At 50.8% G+C, this 23,894-nt stretch carries 17 protein-coding genes and 1 tRNA gene; 11 read left to right on the top strand and 7 right to left on the bottom strand.

Translation table 11 applies throughout. The features are described 5' to 3' along the window. Nucleotides 1-7 precede the first annotated feature (7 nt). The gene (gene rnc, locus ACZ495_RS06110; protein WP_012624659.1) at nucleotides 8-739 is read right to left on the bottom strand and encodes a ribonuclease III; all 732 of its coding nucleotides are present in this window, start codon (nucleotides 737-739) and stop codon (nucleotides 8-10) included. Between the two features lie 101 nt (nucleotides 740-840). Between rnc and ACZ495_RS06115 the strand changes: the two genes are divergently transcribed. From ACZ495_RS06115 to ACZ495_RS06125, 3 genes are all read left to right on the top strand, one after another. After that, nucleotides 841-1,182 (top strand): hypothetical protein, encoded by a 342-nt coding sequence (locus ACZ495_RS06115; protein WP_012624658.1) that lies wholly within the window; start codon nucleotides 841-843, stop codon nucleotides 1,180-1,182. Nucleotides 1,183-1,586: 404 nt separating this feature from the next. Beyond that, nucleotides 1,587-4,355: a TIGR03960 family B12-binding radical SAM protein gene (locus tag ACZ495_RS06120; protein WP_464262832.1), complete on the top strand. Its 2,769-nt coding sequence runs from the start codon at nucleotides 1,587-1,589 to the stop codon at nucleotides 4,353-4,355. Between the two features lie 79 nt (nucleotides 4,356-4,434). Further along, nucleotides 4,435-4,665 (top strand): hypothetical protein, encoded by a 231-nt coding sequence (locus ACZ495_RS06125; RefSeq protein WP_012624656.1) that lies wholly within the window; start codon nucleotides 4,435-4,437, stop codon nucleotides 4,663-4,665. A gap of 34 nt (nucleotides 4,666-4,699) precedes the next feature. On the opposite strand, the gene ACZ495_RS06130 is transcribed toward ACZ495_RS06125, so the two are convergent. From ACZ495_RS06130 to ACZ495_RS06140, 3 genes are all read right to left on the bottom strand, one after another. Continuing rightward, nucleotides 4,700-5,158, bottom strand: coding sequence for a GNAT family N-acetyltransferase (locus ACZ495_RS06130; RefSeq protein ID WP_296986674.1), 459 nt, complete (start codon nucleotides 5,156-5,158; stop codon nucleotides 4,700-4,702). A 540-nt stretch (nucleotides 5,159-5,698) separates the two neighbouring features. Further along, entirely contained in the window at nucleotides 5,699-6,175 is a 477-nt protein-coding gene (locus tag ACZ495_RS06135) for a chemotaxis protein CheW (protein ID WP_012624654.1), read from the bottom strand. Between the two features lie 134 nt (nucleotides 6,176-6,309). Further along, a complete protein-coding gene (locus tag ACZ495_RS06140) occupies nucleotides 6,310-8,325 on the bottom strand; it encodes a protein-disulfide reductase DsbD family protein (protein ID WP_083578008.1) in 2,016 nt (671 codons plus the stop codon). A gap of 83 nt (nucleotides 8,326-8,408) precedes the next feature. On the opposite strand from ACZ495_RS06140, the gene ACZ495_RS06145 reads away from it, so the two are divergent. Then, a tRNA-Lys gene (locus ACZ495_RS06145) sits at nucleotides 8,409-8,484 on the top strand. 247 nt (nucleotides 8,485-8,731) lie between these two features. On the opposite strand, the gene ACZ495_RS06150 is transcribed toward ACZ495_RS06145, so the two are convergent. The 3 genes from ACZ495_RS06150 to ACZ495_RS06160 all read right to left on the bottom strand — a co-directional run bounded on the left by ACZ495_RS06150 (nucleotide 8,732) and on the right by ACZ495_RS06160 (nucleotide 12,546). Then, the gene (locus ACZ495_RS06150; protein ID WP_464262833.1) at nucleotides 8,732-9,223 is read right to left on the bottom strand and encodes a helix-turn-helix domain-containing protein; all 492 of its coding nucleotides are present in this window, start codon (nucleotides 9,221-9,223) and stop codon (nucleotides 8,732-8,734) included. Between the two features lie 241 nt (nucleotides 9,224-9,464). Beyond that, the gene (locus ACZ495_RS06155) at nucleotides 9,465-10,700 is read right to left on the bottom strand and encodes an EAL and HDOD domain-containing protein (RefSeq protein ID WP_464262834.1); all 1,236 of its coding nucleotides are present in this window, start codon (nucleotides 10,698-10,700) and stop codon (nucleotides 9,465-9,467) included. 82 nt (nucleotides 10,701-10,782) lie between these two features. Next, nucleotides 10,783-12,546 (bottom strand): HAMP domain-containing methyl-accepting chemotaxis protein, encoded by a 1,764-nt coding sequence (locus tag ACZ495_RS06160; protein WP_464262835.1) that lies wholly within the window; start codon nucleotides 12,544-12,546, stop codon nucleotides 10,783-10,785. Nucleotides 12,547-13,548: 1,002 nt separating this feature from the next. Here ACZ495_RS06160 and ACZ495_RS06165 point away from each other — a divergent pair. The 7 genes from ACZ495_RS06165 to ACZ495_RS06195 all read left to right on the top strand — a co-directional run bounded on the left by ACZ495_RS06165 (nucleotide 13,549) and on the right by ACZ495_RS06195 (nucleotide 23,749). Further along, entirely contained in the window at nucleotides 13,549-15,483 is a 1,935-nt protein-coding gene (locus ACZ495_RS06165) for a B12-binding domain-containing radical SAM protein (protein WP_464262836.1), read from the top strand. Continuing rightward, nucleotides 15,476-16,615, top strand: a complete 1,140-nt coding sequence (locus tag ACZ495_RS06170; protein WP_072312341.1) for an FkbM family methyltransferase — start codon at nucleotides 15,476-15,478, stop codon at nucleotides 16,613-16,615. The genes ACZ495_RS06165 and ACZ495_RS06170 overlap by 8 nt, the downstream gene beginning before the upstream one ends. Beyond that, nucleotides 16,612-17,649 carry an FkbM family methyltransferase gene (locus ACZ495_RS06175; RefSeq protein ID WP_072312342.1) on the top strand — a complete coding sequence of 346 codons (1,038 nt, stop codon included), beginning with the start codon at nucleotides 16,612-16,614 and terminating at the stop codon, nucleotides 17,647-17,649. The genes ACZ495_RS06170 and ACZ495_RS06175 overlap by 4 nt, the downstream gene beginning before the upstream one ends. Nucleotides 17,650-17,709: 60 nt before the next feature. Beyond that, nucleotides 17,710-19,659, top strand: coding sequence for a hypothetical protein (locus ACZ495_RS06180; RefSeq protein WP_464262837.1), 1,950 nt, complete (start codon nucleotides 17,710-17,712; stop codon nucleotides 19,657-19,659). Next, nucleotides 19,659-20,720 carry a glycosyltransferase family 2 protein gene (locus ACZ495_RS06185; protein WP_072312344.1) on the top strand — a complete coding sequence of 354 codons (1,062 nt, stop codon included), beginning with the start codon at nucleotides 19,659-19,661 and terminating at the stop codon, nucleotides 20,718-20,720. The genes ACZ495_RS06180 and ACZ495_RS06185 overlap by 1 nt, the downstream gene beginning before the upstream one ends. A 111-nt stretch (nucleotides 20,721-20,831) precedes the next feature. Beyond that, nucleotides 20,832-21,911, top strand: coding sequence for an NAD-dependent epimerase/dehydratase family protein (locus ACZ495_RS06190; protein WP_464262838.1), 1,080 nt, complete (start codon nucleotides 20,832-20,834; stop codon nucleotides 21,909-21,911). Beyond that, on the top strand, nucleotides 21,908-23,749 hold the full coding sequence (locus ACZ495_RS06195; protein WP_072312346.1) for a glycosyltransferase: 1,842 nt from the start codon (nucleotides 21,908-21,910) through the stop codon (nucleotides 23,747-23,749). The genes ACZ495_RS06190 and ACZ495_RS06195 overlap by 4 nt, the downstream gene beginning before the upstream one ends. Nucleotides 23,750-23,894 lie beyond the last annotated feature (145 nt).

The raw sequence follows: 23,894 nt of genomic DNA on the forward strand, positions 1-23,894 counted from the left end.
GCGGATGTTATTCCGTGTGTCCAAGAGTTTCCAGCGCAATACGGGCTGCCTGCTGTTCAGCTTTTTTACAACTGCTGCCGCTGGCCGAAAATTCGCTGCCGTCGGGCAGCCGCAAGGCGACTTCAAAAACCTTTGAATGCTCGGGACCATGACTGCCCACGCGCGTATATAGCGGAGCCTGACCGAAGCGCTGCTGCGAGGCTTCCTGCAGCCTGGTCTTGTAATCTTTAGAGGCCTTGCCGTCCCCAGCGCGGCTGGGCCACTGATCGGCGAATATGCGGCCTACGGCCTCTTGCGCCGCGGCAAAGCCACCGTCTTCGTAAATGGCAGCCAATACTGCTTCAAGAGCGTCACTCAACACCGCGTCCCGCTTTCTTCCCCCCTGACTTTCCTCGCCCCGCCCCAACTTCAAAAGCCTGTCAAGACCCATGTCACGCGCTCTTTCCGCAAGGCTTACAGCGCTGACAAGGCTGGAACGCATCTTGGTCAGCTCCCCTTCGCGAGCGGAGGGAAAACGCCGGTAAAGCTCCCACGAGACACAAAGCTCAAGAACGGCGTCTCCAAGAAATTCCTGCCGCTCGTTGTGTTCCTGTCCCGGCCCGCACTCATTGGCCCATGAGCTGTGGGTAAGGGCCAGTTCCAGCAGGTCTTTGCGAATAAAGCCATGCCCGAGCTGCTTTTTTACTAGCTCAAGCGCCCTGGACGAAGTGTATTCTGATGAAGCGTCAAAATTATGCATGGCGGTATTTTAGTCTTTTCGGCAGCCAAGGCAACAGAAAATGCCTTGACATGCGCTGCTTCAATGCCTACCTACAAGCCATTAACATTCAGGAGCAAAGCATGGCTTACGATATTCGTTTGATGAAGCTGGTAACGGGTGAACTGGTCATTGGCAAGTATGATGCCGAAAAAGACTGCCTTAATGACGTGGCCGCCATCCAGAGCATACCCACCCAGCAGGGCGTACAGATGATGATGCTGCCCTACGGCTATCCCTTTGAGCCAGAATTTGACGGCAGCCTGGAAGGAAAAAATTTCCTCTACCGCTACGCCAACACCCCCAAGGAACTTCAGGACAAATACATCGAAGCCTGCACCAACCTTACCGTGGCTGGCGGGCTTGGCAGAATGCAGTTCAGCTCCGAGCCGTTCAACGGCTCCGGCAGCGGCCTTATAAAATAAGTCCGGTTTCCTGTTCAGGTTTTTCCAAGGGCGGCCCCATGTGCCGCCCTTTTCATACCCTGCTTTTACTTTCATGCCTGACCGGCCTATCATTGGGGCGTGGGGCTGTTGAATATGTATTTCCAATGTTGCCCCCACGGTGATGATTAACCGTGCAGACCTACTGCGTGGCACCCTCATGCCGGATATCTGCCCGAGCACAGCCGCCAGGGCAATTGGCAGGCAGCACTACCCCGAAAATGCGGCAGCGCCATCTGCGGGAAAACCGAAAATTCCCGGACCGGCAAGGCTGACAAAAAAGCAATGCTGCCGTTTTTTTGTTGCGCATGCGCCAAAAGCGCCGCGCCCCCAGCGAACCCGTACAGACACATATATCTGTTGCAAAACTTTCAATGAGGAAGTCTATGCGTTCCCTTTTGCCCCTTTTGCCGAAGCCCAGCCGCTATGCGGGTATTGAAGACAATGCCTGCCGCAAGGATCCCAGCCGGGTGCGTCTGCGTGTAGCCCTGGCCTTTCCCGATACCTATGATGTCGGTATGTCCTATCTGGGGCAAAAAATTCTCTACAATATCGTCAACAGCCGCCCCCAGTGGTGGGCTGAAAGGGTCATGGCCCCCGAGCGCGAAGCCGCGGAAATCCTGCGCGCTCACAACACGCCGCTGGCAACGCTGGAGTCAGACACGCCCCTGGCGCAGATGCATTGCCTGAGCTTTTCCATAACGCACGAACTTTGCTATACCAATGTGCTTTACCTGCTTGATCTTGCAGGCATTCCCCTGCGCACAGCCAACCGGCCGCAGGACCTGACGGCCTGCCCCCTGATTATTGCCGGGGGCGGAGCCTTGCTCAGCGCCGAACCTTTGACGCCCTTCATAGATATCATGGTTCTTGGTGATGGCGAAGAAAGCCTGCCCGATGTGCTGCAGCTGCTCGAAAAGGCCCTGGACGAAGACTGGCCCCGCGAACGGATGCTCCTTGAGGCACGCCATATACCCGGCATTTATGTACCTTCGCTTTTTGCCGCCCGCCCGGAAGCCCCCTCTGCGCCCCCCGTCCCCCTGGTTGCGGACTATACCCGCCCGGTGCGTCGTATCGTGGCGGACATCAATAACACCCCTTATCCAGCCAGGCAGGTGGTCCCCGTGGGGGCCGTGCACAACAGGCTGTCGCTGGAAATCGCGCGCGGGTGTACCCGCGGCTGCCGCTTCTGCCATGCGGGCATGGTGTACCGTCCTGTTCGGGAGCGCTCACTTGCGACCATCCAGACGCTGCTGGACCAGTGCCTGAGTGAAACGGGCTTTGACGAAATTTCTTTTCTCTCTCTCAGCACCGGAGATTTTTCCGCGCTGAAAACCCTGTGTTTTGGCGTACTTGACCGCTGCGCCCGCGAACAGATCGGCCTTTCCCTGCCATCACTGCGCGTCGGCTCCATTGATGATGAAATCATCGAACGGATGGCCGACCTGCGCCGCACCGGCTGCACCCTCGCTCCGGAGGCAGGCAGCCAGCGCCTGCGTGATGTCATCAACAAGGGCATAACCGAAGAAGAACTGCTGCTGCACGCCCAGAAATTGCTTGAGCACGGCTGGCGGCAGGTAAAGCTCTACTTTATGATCGGCCTGCCCACAGAAACCGACGACGACCTTTCCGCCATCACCGAAACCTGCCTCAAAGTGCGCGATGCGGCCGGGCGCGGCGGCCCGCGGCTTCAGGTTACGGCAGCTCTTTCGCCCTTCGTGCCCAAGCCCTTTACGCCCTTTCAGTGGGTTCCCCAGATAAGCCAGGAGGAAATCCAGCGGCGCGTACATCTGGTACGGCACCAGTTCAAGGGACAAAAATTCCTCAAACTGCGCTGGCATGAGCCTGCCATGAGCCATCTTGAAGGCATCCTTTCCCGTGCGGACCGCCGCATGGCTGATGTTGTGGAAAAAGCCTACCGGAAAGGCTCCATCTTCACGAGCTGGGTGGAAAATTTTGATCTGGCGCCCTGGCTTGAAGCTTTGGAGGAATGTGGCCTCAGCCCTGCCCAATGCATCGCCGAGCGGGTGCCGGGCAGCCCCATGCCCTGGGACCACCTGGAAGCCGGTATTTCTGAAGAATTTCTATTGCGCGAGTGGCAGCGAGCCCTGCAGGAAAAAATTACCGCCGACTGCCGCTATGGCGCATGCCGCCAATGCGGAGCCTGCGACACAAAGGCGGGGCCATCGCGCATGCCGCACACACCTTCCCCCGCTCCTGCTGGTTCTTGCGATGCAGCCCCGTGCGAAGGCACGTATGAAGAAAATGTCGTTGCACACCTGCCTTCCGGGCAGGATGCCGCCGCCGGGCAGACAGCCCCCCTTTCTGACGCGCATCTGCACCGCAACAGGCTTATCTTTCCGCAGCGCGACCAGCGCGCCCATCAGGCAAACCGCGATGCCGATGGGCGCCTTGTATGCCGCCCCCCGGCCAGCCGTCCGCCCAAGATAACACTTGAGCTGACAATCAAGGCCGCCCAGTATCGTGTCTGGCACAGCAAGGCCGAAGGCAGCGCCTATCTGAGCCAGTTGGAGCTGCAGGCCGTTCTGGAGCGTGCCATGCGTCGGGCGGCATTGCCGCTTGCCTTTTCACAGGGTTTCCACCCCATGCCCCTCATGTCATTCGGCCGGGCCTTGCCTGTGGGCGTTGAAAGCCGGGCCGAATGGTTTGCCCTGACTCTGCACAAAACACTGCCTGTCGAAGAAGTGGCCGGGCGTCTGAACCCGCTGCTGCCCCCCGGCATGGAAATTCTTCGCGTTGAAAAGGTAGAAGACAAGAACCGCCGTACGGAACAGGCCCTTGCCGAGGCTTTCAGCCTGAGCCTGCCCACCCCCGAAGAAAACCGCCTTGCGGCTCAATGTTTTGCCGACTTTGCCGCCCTGCCCGAGGTGTTCTACACCAGAGACACAAAAAAAGGCCCACGCACGGCCGACATCAGGGCCATGCTGAGCCAATGGGAAGCCCGGCCCACCGAGAAGGGCACAAATGCCATTGAGACCGTGACATTTGTGGCTGACTGGGATAGTGGTTATCTGTCGCCTCTACTGTTCAGCCTGGCAGTTTTACAGCCTATGGGAACACCAGAAACCTTGCGACCCAAACTCAAATTGATGAAAACTGCACAGTTTTTTGCCGATGCGCGAGAATACCCGTAAGCGGCCCTGCAAATGGAACTTACACTGCAGCGTTTTTTGACTTTTGATCCTGTTTTGCCCGCCACATGGGAGAAATATTATGGCATCCTGTATACCTTTTGCTGACGAAGAACCCTTTATCGAGCGCGTCAAAACCCTTGCGGATGACGAACTGCTTGAAATATGGGAAGAAACACAGCAGATCGAAAATATGCTCTGTGCCGAGCTTCATGCCGATTTTTCCATAGCTCCGGATTACGAAAAGGTCATTGTGGAAGAATTGCGCCTGCGCCATAGCCGCCGCATCAACGCCGGACACGCCACAAAATAGGGCAAGCCGTGGCAAAGCAGCTTGACAGCGAAGATCAGAGCGCCTTTTTAAGGTAAATCATGTCGGTCAACACCACGCCGTCCTCCACAATGGGATGGCGGTAGTTGTTGATAAAAAAATCTTTCAGGCGGTGCGAGTAACTGAAACCGCACCGCCTGTAAAAATTCAGCGTACGCGGACTTTCACCCGTACCTACAAGCATGTCCGTTCCTTTGCCCATATATTGGGCGCACACATGTCGTACCATCAGGCTTCCGTACCCCAGCCCCTGATACCTGGCGTCCGTAGCCAGGTTTTTTATCTCAAACAGCCCGTTGCCTTCGTCGGTTACCACGCACACGCATATGGCGGCCCGCCCGCCCCGCTCAGAGAGGACAAAAAGCTCGCCCCGTTCAAGATAACGGTCGATCATGTCTTCCTGCTCATCGCCGAGTAACAGAAGATCAAGAAAGTCTTTTTTATTTTCACTGACCACTGCAATCGAAATCTTCATACCCGACTCCGCAGGCACGGCGGCCCCATATCGGACAGCACCGTGCATATGTTTCTTGCATCCATTGGCGTCTGCGCGGAGCGGCAAAGGGGGGGAGTGACTAGGGTTGTTCCCTCCGAGGGGCCGCATTTCCCCCGGAGCATCCCCAGAATTTTCAATTACCATGCGGTCGCGAGGGCTGTCCGGCATACGCTGCGCTGGCTCATCGCTTCGCGCGGCGCAATGCCGTCAGCGAGGCGCTCCCGGGGAGACGAAGACTCGAACGCCAGGCAGCAAAATGGAGGCTCAGACCACGGCCTTGCAATCGTGTCGGGCATAAGCACGGGTAGGTTCAGGAGTCGGTTTTTCTGGCGCCTTACTCATAAAACAACGTTGCTGTTTTTGGCGTGGTTCAGCACCGGAACGCCAACATGCCGCGTGCACGGTTGTCATTCACGCCGCAAGCCGAACGGCTTGCAAGCATCATGCTGCATGAAAAAAGGGCAGGAGCCGCAGCCCCCACCCTGTAATATTCCGCAATTTTTTGTCCGGACAGTGGGGCTAGATGCCGCCGAGCATGTCCATGTCGTCATTGGAAAGCAGTTTGTCGAGGTCAAGCATGATGAGCAGACGGTCCTGCAGCTTGCCCACGCCACTGATGTAATCCGAATCCACCCCGGCCACTACGGGCGGCGGCGGCTCCACCGTGCTCGCGGGAATACGCAGTACCTCGGAAACGGCATCGACCACAAAGCCCACGATAATATTGTTGATTTCAATAACAATGATCCGCGTATTCTTGTCGTGCGCCTTGGAGGCAAGCCCGAAACGCCGCCGCAGGTCAATGATGGGGATAACCTTGCCGCGCAAATTGATGACGCCTTCCACAAATTCGGGAGCGCGGGGTACTTTGGTAATTTCCATAGTGCGGATGATCTCCTGCACCTTCAGGATATTTACCCCAAACTCCTCTTCACCGATGCTGAACGTCACCAGTTGCAGAAGTTCGTCTTCCTGCTTTTTCTGATTCAAATCCATGTGCGCTCCTTGTTGCAACCAGCAGTTCAATCTGTACAAAGGCCGAAGAGAATACCGCCGGCCCACGCCTTTTTACATACTATGCCTTATCGGCTGATTGGTAAAGCACCATAGGCCTACCGGAAAAAAATCCATTATTTCCCGAATGCTTCACCCAAAGCGCGTTCCAGCGTTTCACCTCCGTACACATCGCGGAGCACCAGGGGGGCAGTGGCCTCGCTTCCTGCGGGAAACAGCGCCGTAAGCGGGATGCTTTTGCTGCCCAAGGCCTCCAGAAGCCGCACAGCATAGGCATTGGCATTGGTCAGATCCACCCGCACAAGCTCCATGCCGTAGCGGGCCTGCAAGCGGCGCAGGCGTTCATCCGTCAGTACGGTAGCCTCCATAAACTTGCAGTTCGGGCACCAGTCGGCAGTAAATTCCAGCAGCATGGGCTTATGCCCCAGGGTTGCTTCAAATGTTTGCGGAGTAAAATCACGCCACTGCGGCAAAGGCGCCACGGGACGCAGCACCCAGACAAAGGAGGCCAGCAGCAGGCCAAGAGAAACAAGGCCTACAACACGGCGGCGCAGAGGCGGTGCCGATATGCCGCAAAACTGGCCCCACAGCCATGCACACAGGGCCACAACCAGCAGAACGCTCAGCACCTGCATGTGCTTTTCCACAGGCAGGATGGAGAGCAGATACAGGGCCGTACCCAGCAGAAAAAAGCCCACAACCCTTTCAAAAACATGCATCCACGCGCCGGGTTTGGGCAAAATACGCGCCAGCACAGGCCAGATGCTGAACAGGACATACGGCAGGGCCATGCCTAGGCCAACTGCCCAGAAAACCACCACAACCACCATGAGGGGCTGGGTGAAGGCCCAGCCAAGCACGCCCCCCAAAAGAGGTCCGCTGCATGGCGTAGCCAGAAAGGTGGAGACAAGTCCCGTAAAGTAGGCCTGAAGGCAGGGATTCTTGGTATTTGTGCCGGTTTTCAGGTCTATGACGGGCAGAGTAAAAACACCCAGCATGGAAAGGCCCATGAGAAATACCAGCAGCAGCATGACAAGCAGAACAGGCTGACTCTGGTACAATTGCCCCCACATCAGATCCGCAAGCCCGAGCACCAGGGCGAGGGCGCTGAACAGCGTCATGACCCCCGCGGCAAAGCAGATGTTATGCCGTCTGAAATTTTTCAACCCTTCCTTGTCGTAGCCGCCTACCATGAGAAGGCCGCTGACCTTAAAAGTAAGCACGGGCAGCACACAGGGCATGGCATTGAGCAGCAGGCCGGCCAGAATGCCGAACAGCAGAGCTTTGCCAAGTCCTGATATCTCCATTGATTCATCCATATAGCGAGGCGTCAGGCTTACAAAGCCATCGGGCGGCGGCAGGGCTTTTTGCCCTTTTTCTTCTTCAAGTTTCTTATCACTCGCAGGGGCAGCCTCACCGTTCTGGGCTGCCAGCCAGCGGGCTATGCCTTCAGACTTTCCGTCGGAGGACACGCTGCCCTGCCCTTCGGCCGGAACCTGATCTGAACCGGCTGCCAAGGAAGAGCCCGTGCCAAAAGCGGGCAGCGCCTGTGCGGTCCCACCTTCAAAAAATCTGGGTGGCTGTTTTTTCAGCCCGCGCCACCGTGCCGCCCAGGGCACATCGGCAAGGGGCAGGTCTGCCCGGGGAACCACGCCCTGAAACTGCTGGTTGACGGGCATACAGTTGCGTGTCGAGCAGAGCAGCATGCTCACATCAGCAGTATAGGTCTTGCCTGCATCGGCTGCGGGCAAAAGCACATAGAGCGTTACCTCGCTCTCATAAACAAAAATTGTGGCCGAAGGATCATAAAAATCCCGCTGTACAGCGCCTTCAGGATACCACACGGCCTGCGGCGCGCCGCCGTCAACGCTGAAGCGCAGTGTTGTAGGGCGGCCCGCATCGCCGGGGTCGTGCGCATAAGCATGAAAACCCTGCGGCAGGGTCAGGTGCAAGGCTCCTATGAGATTGCCGCCTTCCGCTGCGGTTTCAAAGCGACCCGAGAGGCTTTCAGCCTCTGCCCGGGAAAAAAAGACAAAAAGAAACAAGCTGATACACAGGGGTATCAGCCACAGGGCTGTAGAAAACCTGTATGCCCTGAAAACCTTTATTAAATAAAAATCCTTTAATTTCACAATATTAACTCTTTCTTTCTATTTTTTTTCAAAATTGCTTGACAGTTGGCACCCATAAGCGTAAATCCCTTTTCACGCAATGCGGGTCATTAGCTCAATTGGTAGAGCAGCTGACTCTTAATCAGTTGGTTCGGGGTTCGAGTCCCTGATGGCCCACCAGAGAGCAATAAGAGGTTACGGAGGAATCTGTAACCTCTTTTTTGTTCCACTCTTTTGCTCTCATAATATCCCCACTTCTTTTTGCCGGTTTTTCTCCGACCTTTTATACTGCCTGAAAGGCCAAACCGTCAAAGGGACATATGAAAAAAATCAAAAACATCCATAAGGCATAATAGTGCACACGGGAGGAATCTTTTTACACAATTATCTGCCTCTTCTCCTTTCTCGGTCTACCCAACTGGAGTATTTACAGGTACGCAGAACACCTTTTATACTGGAAATACACGCTGTAACGCTGCCATCTCCAAATCTTGCCGAGACACTTGATGTCCAGATGAAGCATCTGCCCCGGCTTCGCCCATTGATAACGCTGTACCGGCTCTTTTTCTTCCAAAGAAGAAAGCCGGGAGCAGCCGAGTCTGCGCAAGGCACGAAACACAGTGCTGCGGCACAGGCCAAGGCGTAATGCGATTGCGTCGCCAGTCTGTCGCTTTTTCCGCAACTCAAAAATTCTGGAAACGTCCAGCTCCGTCAGACGATTTCTGCAATGTCGAGGCCGGGAAGAGGCGTCTGCTAAAGAAGCAAGACCTCCTTCACGGTATCGCTTCATCCATTTTCTGGCGGTTCGCAGGCTTACTCCAAATCCTGCCGCCACCGTAGCGGCAGGATTGTCCCGCATCCGCTGTATCATTTCTTCTCGACCTCTTGCGGTCAGTTTGGCATTCTTATGGCTGTTCACCTTCTCCCTCGATCGGTTTGCTGTGGTCTGTTAACTCCAGCTTTACCGACTTGGGGGAGGGTGAACAACGCGTTGATACTCTACACCTAGATACTTGCGACCGGGAAGTGATGACCTATTCCGCGCATTGTTGACCAGTCCGACACATACCCAGAACTATTTGTGCTTGTCGGCCTTTCAAATTTTCTTAGGCAAACAGATAGTTAAAGTATACTTGTAACCTCACTAGGCCTTGAGCTTGCTACACATCAGCAAGCTGGTTCATCATGGCGTCGGATTTTTCTATGGCCAGTTCAAAAGACTTCGAGACTATGTTCTCTGGCAGACAAAGCACTCTGGCCAGTTTGTTTGCGCGGGTAAAATCCAGAAGCTCCATGGCTACGGCAAGGGCAAGGTAGTCGGCATACATGCCGGGTTCGCCCCGAAGAGATCTCTTGATTTCATCACTCAGGGGCAATTCTCTAAGGAGGGTGTTCATGGGCATGCCTAGTATGGCCTCAAGGGTTGAAAACATGCCCACAAGAAATAGACTCTCATTTTTTGATGCGGTAAAGTTTGAAGCGACGCCCAGCTCACCCAGAAAATGTGCGCGCTGCAACGCCATACGGAGAATTTCAGGATTGGCATCGGGGCTGAGCATGTCTGCATACAGCGTGAGGCGTAGCCAGTGTTTTGTTTTTGTTATACCCAACAACGTCAGGGCTTGACGGATAGAAGAAATTTTTTCTTTGAAAGAAAAGGCCGCAGAATTGATGTATCTCAATAACCTGTAGCTGAGTGAAACGTCAGACTGCATTGCAGCAAGGATCGTCTTTGTATTTGGCGTATTCTTTTCAATTTCAACAGCCAGCTTGAGACGTACTTCTGAGGAGCTTGTAAGCCTCTTGTCTTGTAATATCTGTGGCTTTGCAAAATAGTAGCCTTGAAAAAAAGATATCCCCTGATCCCGAAATGCCAGAAATGCCGCCTCAGATTCCACTTTTTCAGCCAGAAAGTGGCATTTAGTGCCTGAAAACCGCTTTTTTATATCTATGACCTCGGCGACAGAGTGTCCCAAACAATCAAGCTTGATAATATCAATATACGGGAAGATATCCTTATAACTGGGGTCGCCTACAAAATCATCAAGGGCAATCATGTAACCTTCTGCCTTTAATTCCCTGAGGCGCTCCACCAGTTTTGGAGTGACAGGGACGTTTTCCAGAATTTCGATAACTGTTTTCTGGGGAGGCAGCGCCAGTGGAAAGCGCTGGAAAATCAGTTTTTCAGTGAAATTGATGCATAGTTTGATGTTGTCGGGGAGTCCCGATGTGGCACGTAAAAATCCATCAGAGGCTACCAGCATGGTGGCCGCATCGGGATTATCAATTATTGCCGCATGTTCAGAAAGCCCAGTGCGAAAAAGCAGCTCAAAGGCCCAAAGCTTACCGGAATGGTCAAAAATAGGTTGGCGTGCAACAAAAAAATCTTTGAGCATACCTATCTCACCCTGTTAATTAGGTAGTTGGCAATCTCCTATTTGGGGGATTACCAACTACCTTCAAGTAGAAGCTGGACAATTATGCATTTTTCAGATTCTGAATAATGCTAGTGAGTTCTTGTGCCTGGATAGCCAAATCTGATACAGCCCTGGCCGCTTCATGCATGGCATCCGCAGTTTGCCCTGCCATGTCATTCACCTGGATAATTGACTGGTTGATTTCCTCACTGGCAGCGGATTGTTCTTCACTGGCTGTGGCAATGGCCTGTACCTGATCTGCTGTGACATCAACCGTGGCCACAATTTCCTGGAGAGCCTGACCGGACAGCCCGGCAAGCTCTGTAGCCTGGCTTACCTGTTCCATGGCATCATCCATACTGATCATGCTTTTTTCAGTACTGTCTTGTATGGCAGCAATGGCACTACTGACATCCGTTGTAGAGGCCATAGTTTTTTCAGCCAGCTTGCGGACTTCATCAGCAACAACAGCAAAACCACGCCCGGCTTCTCCCGCTCGGGCAGCTTCAATTGCTGCGTTCAAGGCCAACAAATTTGTCTGGTCAGCAATATCAGAAATGACCCCCATTATTCTGGTAATATTTTGCGCATGCCCATGGAGCTGACTCATATCTTCTTTAAGTCGGGAAGAAATATGGCGAACGCCTTCAATGCTCTGCAAGGACTGTTCAACAATAGAGGCGCCATGCTGTGCTTTTTCCCTGGTTTCTGCCGAAGCGCTTGAGGCTGCAGCGGCATTTCTTGCGACCTCTTGCACCGTAGCATTCATTTCATTCATGGCGGTAGCTGCCTCGGAAAGACGTTGTGCAGATTCCCCGGCACCACGATCAGATTGTTCAATCTGGGCCGCGAGTTCTGCGGAGGCTGAAGAAATGACACTTCCTGCCTGCTCCAGCCGATCTGCCACTTGTAACATTGTTTCAGTCTTCTTTTGAGCTTCCTTGCTTGCAGCTTCGGCTTGCATCATCGAAGCATGAGCTTTAGCTGACTGCTCTTTGGCATTTTCTGATTCTTGTTCAGCATGTTCAATATGATTCTTTAATGCGTTAACCATAGCTACTATCGCGCTGTAAACACCAATCTTCACACTTCCATCGTCTATACTATAATCACCATTCACAACACGCTGGGCAATGCCATTCAATTCACCCGGATCTTTTCCTAACTGGCTGTTAATAGAGCGAATGAGAAAGTAACTTAGCGTAATGCAAACAAGTCCTCCAACAATTGACAAAATTATCGCAAGAATACGCGACATTTTCCCAAGTTCAACAATTTCTTTAGTTGCAGCTTTACTACCATTGATATTTAGCTTAACTAACGCTTCATATGCATCTCTCAATTTGTTATAAAGCGGACGATATTCTGTATTGAATATATCTCTTGCTTCTTTATGTTGATAAGATTTAACAAGTAAAAATATCTTTTCTCGTAATGGCGTGAATTGTGGAGAAACTTCTTCAATAATAGCAACTAAAGCAGCGTCTTCTGTAGCCACTTCTTCATCTTCTTCTAATATTTTTTTATATAGTTCCATGTTTTCTTTTATTGTTTGTAAAGCGTCAGCAATACGACTTTCATTATATTTAATTATTTTCTCATTATTTTCCCCAATTGCTCCAGCAAGATAAGTTCTAACTCTATTCATTTCTATGTTCATAGACATTATTGCAACCACCGATGGATTCCATGAACCATCAATATAGCTGACTTCCTCTTCAATTTTTAGTAAACTGTTGATTGTGATACCTGACAATATTATTAGTACTAATAATATTCCTGAAAATGCACAAATTAGTTTTGTTCTCAATTTCAAATTACCCATAACGCCCTCCAACGATGTTTTTACATTTTTAATATTTTCTTTGGCAAAATACAAAAACAGCTAGAACGCGTTATCAGCACGCTCTAGCTGAACAAGTGCCAGCACCACGCCTAAAAAAGCGCGGTCATACAGTGTCAAGAGAGAGAGAGAGATGCAAGAAGTGTGCAAAAATAAATACTCTGCATATCGATTAATATTTTTTGCTTCTAACATATTGAATACCAATTAATCTATTCTAACAAAGAGCGAGTATCAACTCAACGAACACAACGAAAAAAACAAACGCAACATGGCTGATCCCCCCGAATCAGCATCTGGCGGAGGTTTGCGGTATCAATTCTTTATATTCACATTTGCCACGCTTAGCAACACATTGTTGTAGGACACGCATCCCCGGAATTATTTGTTTTAGCAGCCCGATTACACCAAGCCTGAATTTTTTCAGTGTAAACTTGACGTTACATACTAGTTACCATTGGCCTATGGCTCGGTATTTCCAGAAACACATTCCCATAATCTGCTTCAAAACCCATGGAATACATTTATATATAAATGATAATATGTATTATCAAATATACCAGCACGATGCCTCTAATAATCAATCATTCTGTTTTCAGCGACCAATGCCAATACATATAGTGCAAACTGGAATCCTTACTGTAGTTCCATGGCCCCACACTTTAGGGCTTAAAAGCAGAAGCATGTTGCTTCAGATTTCTTTACAAAACTCAATAAATGGCATAACGTTAAGCAAGATTAGACTTGCGAAGCATATGATAGTTCCATCCGCTAGTACCAAGGAAGGACACGGGAAAGCGCAATCATGATCGACAAGGGCGATTTCTTCAGTCTCATAAGGATATATGATGTAAGGACAGCATAGCCCTGCGGCAAATCGGTGATATTCAGAGAAATATGCCAGCCCCTACATGTCTTTTCTTTCTACGCCATGGCTATTGAAAAAATATTTCTGTTTTTGGCGACGTAAACCATTGGTGCGTGATGAACGGTCCCTCTTTAATGTTCTCTCGCGAGCAACCCAACATTCTGTTGATCTTGTTGCGCGAATCTTATCAGTTATTTGACTGGTCTGTTCCTCCCATTGGTCCCGCCTACGTTTCCGCCTATCTCAAAAGCCGCGGTTGCCGGGTTCATACTCTAAATCTCAACGTTGAACTCGGGGATGAAAAACAAATCGTCAAAGAATACATCCTACGGCACAGCATTCACATGGTGGGTATCGGCGGGCTTGTCTCCGGGTTTAACCAGATGAAAGAAATGATGGATTACGTCAAATCTATTGATCACTCAATCATCACTTTTATGGGCGGAGGGCTGGTCACCTACAGCCCCGACGAGGCCATGCGGGGCATCCACAGCGCTGACATCGGCATTATCGGCGAAGGAGAGTTCACTACCTATGAAATGATCCAAGCGCTGGAAACAGGACAAAACCTCGCAGACGTAGATGGCCTTGTCTATAGGGAAAACACTCCGCACGGAGAAACTCTTTGCTACACCAAGCCGCGTAACCCCATAAAAGACCTAGATGCCCTGCCCTTCCCCGACTGGGATGGCTTCAAATTTTTTCAGCAAGGCGGACAGCATGTCACCGGCAGTCAAAAAATCATTTCCGCGCCCTTGGTGACCAGCCGTAGCTGCCCATTTTCCTGCACATATTGCTCAAAGTCCGGCGGACAAACCTACAGGCAACGCTCTTTAGACAATATTTTTACCGAGCTGGAATTCCTAGTAAACAGAAAAAACGTCAACCGCATCTTTCTGGATGACGAACTTTTTGCTTACAATAGTCAGCGACTCTATGCTTTTTGCGAAAGGATCCAGAAGTTTGATATCCAATGGCTAGTTTATTTACGTGTCGGCCAGCACATGACGTCGAACGTTTTGCACCGCATGAAGGAAAGTGGCTGCATCCGTATCTTTTATGGCTTTGAAAGCGGCGACGACAATGTGCTGCGGAGTATGAATAAAAAAATCACCGTCCAAGATATTCATGAAACAGTGCAGCGAACCTTTGATGCCGGGATACTCTGTACCGGACAGTTTATTTTTGGGGATGTAGCGGAAAACAAGACGACTATCGAAAATACCTTTGCCTTTGCCAACTCTATCAAGGATAAAGTCATCTTCATGGAATATGCGATGATCAGACTCTATCCCGGCTCAGCCCTGTACAACCTTGCGGTACAGTCAGGCCGCATCACGGATACGCTGGATTTCATCAAAAAAGGCTGCCCTCTTGTCAACATGTCACAACTCTCTGACGAGGAATACGATCTTTTTGTTACTGGTCGCCTGAATGAAGAAAAAAAAGCTCTGCTTCTGGACTGGGTACAAAGAGAGTCCTCCCTTGTCCTTCACGCAGACAATGACGTTTACTATAGTGCCTCTTTCTTTTGCAGACGCTGTTCACACAAAAACACCGTCAGCGTTTACCCTTCTAATCTGGCCAAGCATTGTAGATCACTGTGTCCTCGGTGCGGCGAGTCACATACTTTTGTCGCCCTGAAAGCCTATGCCGACCTTATCGATGCCACCCTCCAACGGTTACTGGACGGTTCCACTGTAACATTTTGGGGAGCAGGGGTTTTCCTGATGCTCTTCTCTGCTGTGTCGCGGAGTCTACAAAAGATTCCTTGGCTCCAAGTGGATGAAAACCCTGCCCTGTGGGGGGAAGTCAGAAATAAAAACAAAGTATTCAGTCCGGAAAAAATCAAAACCACTGTTTGCGATACAGTGATCGTATCGGCGGTCGATCAGTTTGACTCCATTGCGAATACTGTACGCACAAAGTTTCCGACGATAAAAAATATATACAATCTTAGGGAGATAGGCTTTACTCAGGCCAGCGGGAAATTTTTCGCACCTGATGGCAATTTATCCGCACATTCATTGCAAAGGATGGCGCATGAATAGCTTAACAGGTCTTTTTTCTCCCAGTGAACTGGCTGCCCTAAAAAAACACATTTTTGTTTTTTCAGAGGGGCGCTTTTCTTCATGGGATGCCGTCAAAGACCGTCAAGTTGTGGTTTTTGGAGCAGGACATTATGGCCGAGGGACCATTGATTTATTGCTAAAAGAAGGCGTCACTCCTCTATTTTGCGTTGATGCTGACTCTACGCGTATCGGTACTAGCTATAAAAACATCCTCACACGCCCGGTCGCGGCACTTGCCGAAGCCAAAAACGCGCTGGTGGTACTTTCGTCCGCCTATGCCGGAGAAATGTTTACATTGTGCCGACAGTACCCGGTGGAGACGGTCTTACCCATAGAGCTTCCCCTAGCGTCCACCCCAGTAGCCCCCATCGGCCTGCACATGGAAGAGTATGAACACAATGCCAACCTAGCTGAACTTGTCGCCCTACTTGATCCAACATCCAGAGAAGTTCTCAAAAACTTTTTATCTTTTCAGTTTACGCTAGACTTAACATACATGCAAAAAGCGTATACCCCGCATCCATACTTTGATCGAGACTTCCTGCACCGCATCCGCTATGACGTTTTTTGTGATCTGGGTGCTAGCTTTGGCGACACTTGGCACGATTACCGCACCTTCACGCCCTGCGGCAAAAAAAATGAATATACTTACTATGCCGTTGAACCGGATCTGAACAGTTTTTTGCAGCTACAAAAAAATACTATCAATGACCGCAATGTGCTGCCTCTGTTTGCTGCCATATCCGCGACTGACGGCATGACGTACATCTCAACGGAGGGACAAGGTTCCAATCTTTATTTTGTAGACGAAAGAAAAAGAGCTGAGGTGCCTATGCGCAGCCTTGACAGCCTATTCCATCGGCTGGGCCCCAAGCCCACTGTCATTAAAGCGGATGTGGAAGGAGGGGAGGCGAACGTATTGGACGGAGGGCACAATCTCCTACGCACGGTGAAACCAGATCTAATTTTTTCTCTCTATCACAAAAAGAATGATTTTTACGAACTTCCTCTGCGTATTGCGAAAGCGGGTGCATACGAACTGGGCATACGCCAGCATACTACATCTTACGGGGAGCTTATGGTGTATGCCCTGGCAAAGGAGCGGCAATGAAAAATTCTCCCATCGTTTTCTGGGGGGTTGGCAATACAGCACTGTATTATAGCGGTATTCTGGAATATGAAGGCATCCGTCCTGACTTTTTCGTAGACACTGCAGCAGAAAAAGTCGGCGCACGGATCAATGGCATTGTTATTGCCGATGGCCGAAGAATCTGCTCTCTAAATAATCCGCTCGTACTGGTTGCCACAACTGCTAGAGAAACATTTTTTTCCATAAAAAAGCAAGCGCTCGCCCTCAACAGTCATGCTCGCTGTATATCTGTTGACGCTTACGTCCTTGCCAAAAATGAAAGAAAAATCCAAGAAACCCTTAATATTTTTTCCGATCAAGCTTCACGGGAAAAATATCTTGCGGTGGTGGAAAGCAGAAAAAAACTGATGGACGTCCCTCCTTGGCTGGTGGAATCACCCATGTTTCGCTACGAAAGTGGCCTTCCTTTCCAGTTGCCGCGTCTCAACGATGTTGTGGTTGATGCGGGGGCCTATTGCGGGGATTCCTTGGAAAAATTTCTTTTTTCGCACGACGCCCATATCCAAACATACTACGCTTTTGAACCGGATGATCGATATTTTGCCGCACTTCTTACCCGCTGCCAACGGCTTGTCCGGGAATGGGCCTTAAATGAAGAGACACTCGTGCCTGTAAAAAACTGTCTGAGCCGCTACAATGGCAGTGGCGTTCTCAGAAACTGGAATCTGGCAGGCGGGGGGAGTGCTCTTCTATCTGCCGACGCTCCCGTTTGGGGACAATCCTCTACTGTAGACGTCACAACCATTGATACGTTTTTTGCGCACAAGGAAGTTACCTTCATCAAAGCCGATATTGAAGGTGCAGAGTATGATATGCTGCTGGGTGCCCAAGAAACCATATGTCGCTGCAAGCCGCGACTGGCCATTTCTCTGTATCATAACCCATCAGACATGTACCGTATTCCTCTTTTGCTGAAAAATTTCGCAGTCAACTACCAATTTGCATTTCATCACTATTCCCCGACCTGGGGAGATAGCCTACTTTACGCTTGGTAAAGCTGTTTGCAAAGCTTTTCGACAGCTACCTTGGCAGCCGCAAGCCTGCAGGAGACGTACATGCGCCAACTTCGAGAAATGTCGATTATTGAGATAGACATCACCAATGCCTGCCACAAACAGTGTTCCAATTGTACACGTTTTTGCGGGCATCATAGGAAAAACTTTTTCATGGATTTTGAAACCTTCATAAGAGCTGTTGACTCTTTGGACGGTTACCGGGGCCTTATTTCAACCATCGGCGGCGAACCGTTACTGCACCCTGAATACCACCGCTTTGCCACATACCTTTTGCAAAAAAGAGGAAAACCTAAAAAAGCTGACGACGGACGCTGCCAAGCTCTGGTCAGAGACTGCCTGGGCTTTGCAAAAATGCAGCGGTGGTTTGAAGGCTCTGTAAATGCAGGGCGCGGTTTTTTGCTGTTCACCTCCATGCCAAAAAATTTTTATTCTCGGTATGAAATCGTGCAGGACACCGTAACTGACCTCTGGCTTAATGACCACACCAATCCGAGTTTTCATCAACCGATTCTAATCAGCCGTAAGGATCTAGGCATAGGAGATGCAGAATTTGCCCGCATGCGCGCCAACTGCTGGCTGCAAAATTTCTGGAGTGCCAGTATCACTCCCAAGGGAGCTTTTTTCTGTGAAATTGCTGGCACCCTAGACCTGCTTTTTGACGGGCCGGGCGGTAAAACCATTGAGCCAGGCTGGTGGGAGAAAGATATCAGCGAATTTTCCGACCAATTCCACTGGTGCGACATCTGCGGCATGCCTCTGAAAACATACAGCCGCAACGCCAATGATGAAGTGGACGATGCCTCCGAAACTCTGTACAAGCGGCTTGAGTCTGTACAATCCCCCAAATTGAAAGCAGGCAAAGTTCATCTGTTTTCTGCCGCCACGAGTATGAGCGATACCCCGCCATCACTAGGGCTAGACATGGCTTCGGTGACAGCTAATTACCAACCCTATGACGCACTGCGTGTAGGCAATGCAGTGCAAAATCTCAAACCTGATGGGGTTTGGCTCGTACAGCCAGTTCGCACTCCACAGGAACTAGACTTTGCCCGGCAACACATGAATACCCTGTCCGGCATATACATAGTGGGTGCCGCCAACCTGAAAAATGACGTAGAGCGCGTATTCCCCGCTTCAGAAACCATCCGACATATTTTTTCTGACCAGATTACAGCCAACACCACGCTTGGCGATATTCTCCGGCGCGCCCTTGCGGTCTGCCCGCTCCAAACATGGCTAATGCTGGCCGACCCAGATCTGAGCTTACCGCCCGCTTTTGCTGACACCGTAAGCGACTATTTTCTTAATCCCGGCTATCTATTCGTGTGTTCTTTCGGCAGGGGCAGGGGCCTAATGCTTTCCAAAACCGCTTCTGCGCTGCGACAGCTTGGCGAGGACGGCCTGTGCGCTTGCCGTTCCCTTGAACAGATATTGATGACCTGGGGAGCAAAGGTGCACTATCTGGAAGCGGGATTTGAAACCTTGTCAGACTTTGACATTCCCTGTCTTCGCGAAAAAGCATATCGCTCCTATGCCGAGGACATTGCCTTTGTGCAACGTCTGCGCCAACGCCTTGAGGACACGAGTCCCTCAGGCAGCACCCTACTCGTGACACACAGTGCCTTTATCTTCCACACGTTGAGCATAGCCCGCCTGATCACAGAGATGGGTTATGGCGTGCATGTTATTTCCACCGAAAAGTTTAAGGAGTATTTTTTTGACTGGCTGCCGGAAGAAGCCTGCACATATTTTGAGCAGAGCCATTTTTCTTACCAAGAACAACAAGATATACGGGCTAACATAAAAGCCCGGCAGCAGTTCGCTGGAGCTATTGTACCGTATTCCTTCGGGCCGAGTACGGTGAAACCTATTGATGATTATACCGATGCCTTGCGAACGGCAGAGGATATTGGCGGCACCATAGTAGGCATTATAAATATTCGTCGCCAGTTTATCGAACTTGAATATAACATCTGGCAGGACAATTGATGCCTCATATCTCTGTTATTATAGACAACTATAATTATGCCTCTTTTCTCGGCCAAGCTCTGGATTCTGTGTTGGCCCAATCGTTTAGCGACTTTGAATGTCTTGTAGTTGACGATGGCTCAGACGACAATTCTATTGAAATCATCGAACAATACACCAGAATCGATAAACGAGTACGATCTGTGTTGAAAAAAAACGGCGGCCAAACCAGCGCCTTTTCCGCTGGCTTTGCTCGTGCCAGCGGTGAAATTGTCGCGTTTTTAGACAGTGACGACTTCTGGTATCCGCAAAAGCTGGAACACATTGTTGCAGCCCACAGATCCAACCGGATTGTGCAACACTATCTTGCACCCAATGGACAAGGTATTTACCGCAAAATCCGTGAAGATCTGAACAGACGCGACGCCTTGCTCACCTACGGATATATGTACAATCACAGCCCTTGCTCCGCCTTATCCTTTACCAAGGAATGCATTGCCCCCTTTTTCCCTCTACAACAGCCGGAAAGAATGAGAGGTTATAGTGACGGATGCTTGCTTATGCTGGCCATGACCCGTGCCGAAGTCTGCGTTTTGCCGGACGTGCTTGGTTATTACCGCATTCACGGCAAAAACATGCATGTGGACAAAACTGACAAGGGACCGAAAAGCCGCAAGATTTTCCAGGCCCAACGCGAATATGTCAATCTGCAGTTGCGACACCGAGGTTTTTCAGAAATTCCGTTCAGTGATACCGCTTATATCGCTTCCCGCCTGACACGCCACGCCTCAACCCTGCATAAAAAAAAACACCTCTTTGTCTACGGCACAGAGGCTGCAGGAAAAAGTGTCACAACAGTTTTGGTAGACATGGGGCTTTCTGTCTTTGCCTATGTGGACTCAGATGCTGCCAAATGGGGACAAGACTTTTCAGGCAAGGCGGTACTCAGTCCCAACCAGCTTGGCGAATTTACAGATGTGGATATGGTGGTGATCATCGCCAGCAGCGCGGTGCAACCCATTACAGAAACTCTGTACACGTTGGGCATTGATGACGACCATATTCTTGTTCTAGACATCTAGAACAAAATCGGTCACATACTTAGCTCGCGCACCAAAAAACTGGAATTTTTAGCAGGAGGGTATGCTCCCCACTGTTCCTAATCTAAACAAAGAATGCCTTAGGAGCTCTACATGCAGTCAAAATTTAGCCTGTTTATAGAAGATCTGCAAAATATTTCTATTCAGCTGGGGGCGCGGGCGGAAAAATTTAGAAACACCTCTGTGTTCCTGACTGGCTGTACGGGATTTGTGGGGCGCTGGCTGATGGAAAGCCTGCTCTGGTGTAACCAGCAGGCAAAACTCCAGCTACGTGTGCAGGTCCTGACCAGAAGCAGACGCGCCTTTTTGACCGCCTTGCCGCACTTGAACGGGCGGTCTGACCTTGATGTGCTTGAGGGGGACATATTGACACTGCAGACCCTACCTGTGGCCGACTTTGACTATGCGGTGCTGGCGGTCAATCATCGCAATTCCTACACACCTGACTGGGCCGCGCATCACTGTGCCGTGCCCGTATTAGGCGCAGAAGAACTTTTTCGCATGGCTGGGACCTGCGGCTGTCACTCTGTGCTTGTACTTTCTTCCGGCGCGGTGTATGGCGTTCCGGCCCTGTGCCCGGATACCAGTGTTTTTCGGGAAGAAGCTCCTTCTCTGACAAAAAAACTGCAAGAGCCTACCCTGTACGGAGAAAGCAAGCGTTTTCTGGAACTATTCGCCGTGGCCTTAGGACAGAGGTATGGCATTCGCGTACCGGTAGCTCGATGTTTCACCTTTTGCGGTGCGCACCTTGAACTCAACGGCAGCAATGCGCTGGCGAGCTTTATGGCCGATCTCTTGTGCGGCAGGGATATTCAGGTGTACGGAGACGGTCGGCCCGTACGCTCCTATATGTATGGCAGCGATATGGCCGTTTGGTTGCTGACTGTGCTTACTGAGGGAGAGCACGGCGTGCCCTACAATATAGGCAGCCAGCATGCCGTAAGTATTCTGGAACTGGCTCAGATCTGCTCCCGACTGACATCGCCCAGCACGGGCGTAAACGTGCACGGAGGCAGCACACGAAGCAACGCTCCCACATGCTATGTGCCCGACACAACAAAAATACGCGCCGACCTGCAGGTGCAAGAATGGGTAACACTGGAAGAAGGCCTGAGGACCACACTACACTGGTTTTTGAGCAGAACCCACAACGTGTGCACGAGGCTGGCATGAAGTTACTGTACCTAAGCATCAAGCAGACAACGGCCCTAGCCCAAGGCCGACTGATAAGCGAGATGGAAGAGCTGATAGCCCAATACTTTCCCGGCAGCGTGCTGTACGGTCCTGGCTATCCAGGATACCACACCGCCGACGTGCCAGAAATCCTTGAAACCTACGGTGGTGAAAACAATTTTGATGCCATCTTTTGCGCTTTGCCCGAACGAGAGCTAGCAGGAGATCCCTTGGGGCTTCAACTCTCCCTCAAGTATGTCCTACCGTCCCATCTTTGGCATTTTCCTCTTAATCTTCACAAGACCAAGTTGCCCAAGATATTAGCCTGTGGGGATTTTTGGCATCTTAGCCCCCAGGACTGGAATAGGGTTCTTCTGAGTAATAATTTTTGCCTCTACATAAGTGCCTTTCTTTCTCCCTTTATTACTCCTGAAGCTATGCGCTACTATTTTCCGCCGACAGTCCAAGAAAAAGTCATCTTTATGCCCATCGGCAGTTATGCCTCGGAAAATATCTATATCCCTGGCCTGCCCAAGCAACACGATATCTTACTGGCAGGAGCGAATGTACCGGAATTCTACCCAGTACGCAGCCAGATGGCCCAAGCATTTCAGCAATCCGGCCTGTCCCTGTGCGTGCCGCATCATCCGGGCTACAGCCTGCTGAAAACTGTTTCTCCCCCCTCATCCTATGTGCAGGATTTGGCCCAAAGTCGTATTTCCGCCTTCTGCTCTTCACAGTTTCACTTCATGCCTTTGAAGCTGTTTGAAGCCATGGCCAGTTGCACCGTGGCCCTGTGTGACAACATCTGTGGAGTTGAACATCTGGGCATGGAGCCAGACAAACACTTTATCCTTGCGGATAGTAGCAATTGTGTAGAAAAGGCCCAACACTGGCTGGAACACCCAGATCTCTATAAAGAAACGACCGAAGCCGCATATGCGCTTTTTCGCTCACGCCATACCGTAAGCATCCGCATGCGTGAACTTGCGGAACAGATTCCGCCCATCCTGAATGGTGGCCATGCCCACGGGTGGATAGACCTGAGTCCCAACTTCCAGTTGGTGCGCGCCCTTTCACGCAGTGCCCCCCCGAGAAACGACCAGAAATCCCGCATCATCAAAAAAGACTGGTGGGACATGGCGACAGCGATACAAAAAGAAACATGGCACTACTGGTACCAGCTCTTCCCCTTACAGTACCCGGATGCCATCACCCTCGAAACCGTGCGCCTGCCCAACTACTGGAGCTTGCGCACTGCTGCCCTTGGACATCTGGAAGCCTTCAAGGCGCAACTGTTGCTGAACATTATCCAACAAAACAACCTTCACAGTTTTTTGGAAGTGGGTACGGGCATGGGATACTACAGTATCCTCTGGGCCGACTACCTTCGCAGAAACAACAAACGAGGAATTGTCTTTGCAGAGGACTCCCTGCCCGGAAGAGGATTGACCAAGGTTATGAGTCCGCAGTATCTGCAGATGGATGTTACTCGCGATCTCCTTTGGGCAGGGATCCCTGCGGCACGAGATATCCATTTTCTCTTGCGCCGAGATGGTTGGCATAGCCCACTAGCTCGTAAAAAGCTTGACCTGCTTTTCTTCAACACATCGCCTAACTTGCAAAAAGATTTCGAGAAACTCTCCAGCTCAGTCGGACCGCAGAGCATTCTGGCTGTCAACAGTTATGGTTCCGCCTATCCTAAAATTATGGACGCAGTAGAGTACATGGCCAAAGCACTTAACAAGGATATCCTCCAAATTGATTTTGGCCCCTACGATTCCGGCTTAGCCCTGCTGTTGTCCTCGCCAGCAATGGACACCATTATAAAAGCATAGACATACTGGATGTACTGTGTCCCAAGATGACTTACAGCTATAGCTTCTAACATACCATGACAATTAGATTTTATTAAAAACTTTAAACTCAACTTGGTAGTTCTGCCCCAAACTGGCAAGGGGGGGCTATTGAATCCGCCACAAC

The organism is Desulfovibrio sp. GTC20076, assembly GCF_055385905.1.

Coding starts and splice junctions, on each gene's coding strand:
- ACZ495_RS06190 (WP_464262838.1), top strand. CDS start 20,832: ATGCAGTCAAAATTTAGCCTGTTTATAGAAGATCTGCAAAATATTTCT.
- ACZ495_RS06120 (WP_464262832.1), top strand. CDS start 1,587: ATGCGTTCCCTTTTGCCCCTTTTGCCGAAGCCCAGCCGCTATGCGGGT.
- rnc (WP_012624659.1), bottom strand. CDS start 739: ATGCATAATTTTGACGCTTCATCAGAATACACTTCGTCCAGGGCGCTT.
- ACZ495_RS06195 (WP_072312346.1), top strand. CDS start 21,908: ATGAAGTTACTGTACCTAAGCATCAAGCAGACAACGGCCCTAGCCCAA.
- ACZ495_RS06175 (WP_072312342.1), top strand. CDS start 16,612: ATGAAAAATTCTCCCATCGTTTTCTGGGGGGTTGGCAATACAGCACTG.
- ACZ495_RS06165 (WP_464262836.1), top strand. CDS start 13,549: ATGAACGGTCCCTCTTTAATGTTCTCTCGCGAGCAACCCAACATTCTG.
- ACZ495_RS06135 (WP_012624654.1), bottom strand. CDS start 6,175: ATGGATTTGAATCAGAAAAAGCAGGAAGACGAACTTCTGCAACTGGTG.
- ACZ495_RS06115 (WP_012624658.1), top strand. CDS start 841: ATGGCTTACGATATTCGTTTGATGAAGCTGGTAACGGGTGAACTGGTC.
- ACZ495_RS06155 (WP_464262834.1), bottom strand. CDS start 10,700: ATGCTCAAAGATTTTTTTGTTGCACGCCAACCTATTTTTGACCATTCC.
- ACZ495_RS06170 (WP_072312341.1), top strand. CDS start 15,476: ATGAATAGCTTAACAGGTCTTTTTTCTCCCAGTGAACTGGCTGCCCTA.
- ACZ495_RS06185 (WP_072312344.1), top strand. CDS start 19,659: ATGCCTCATATCTCTGTTATTATAGACAACTATAATTATGCCTCTTTT.
- ACZ495_RS06125 (WP_012624656.1), top strand. CDS start 4,435: ATGGCATCCTGTATACCTTTTGCTGACGAAGAACCCTTTATCGAGCGC.
- ACZ495_RS06130 (WP_296986674.1), bottom strand. CDS start 5,158: ATGAAGATTTCGATTGCAGTGGTCAGTGAAAATAAAAAAGACTTTCTT.
- ACZ495_RS06160 (WP_464262835.1), bottom strand. CDS start 12,546: ATGGGTAATTTGAAATTGAGAACAAAACTAATTTGTGCATTTTCAGGA.
- ACZ495_RS06180 (WP_464262837.1), top strand. CDS start 17,710: ATGCGCCAACTTCGAGAAATGTCGATTATTGAGATAGACATCACCAAT.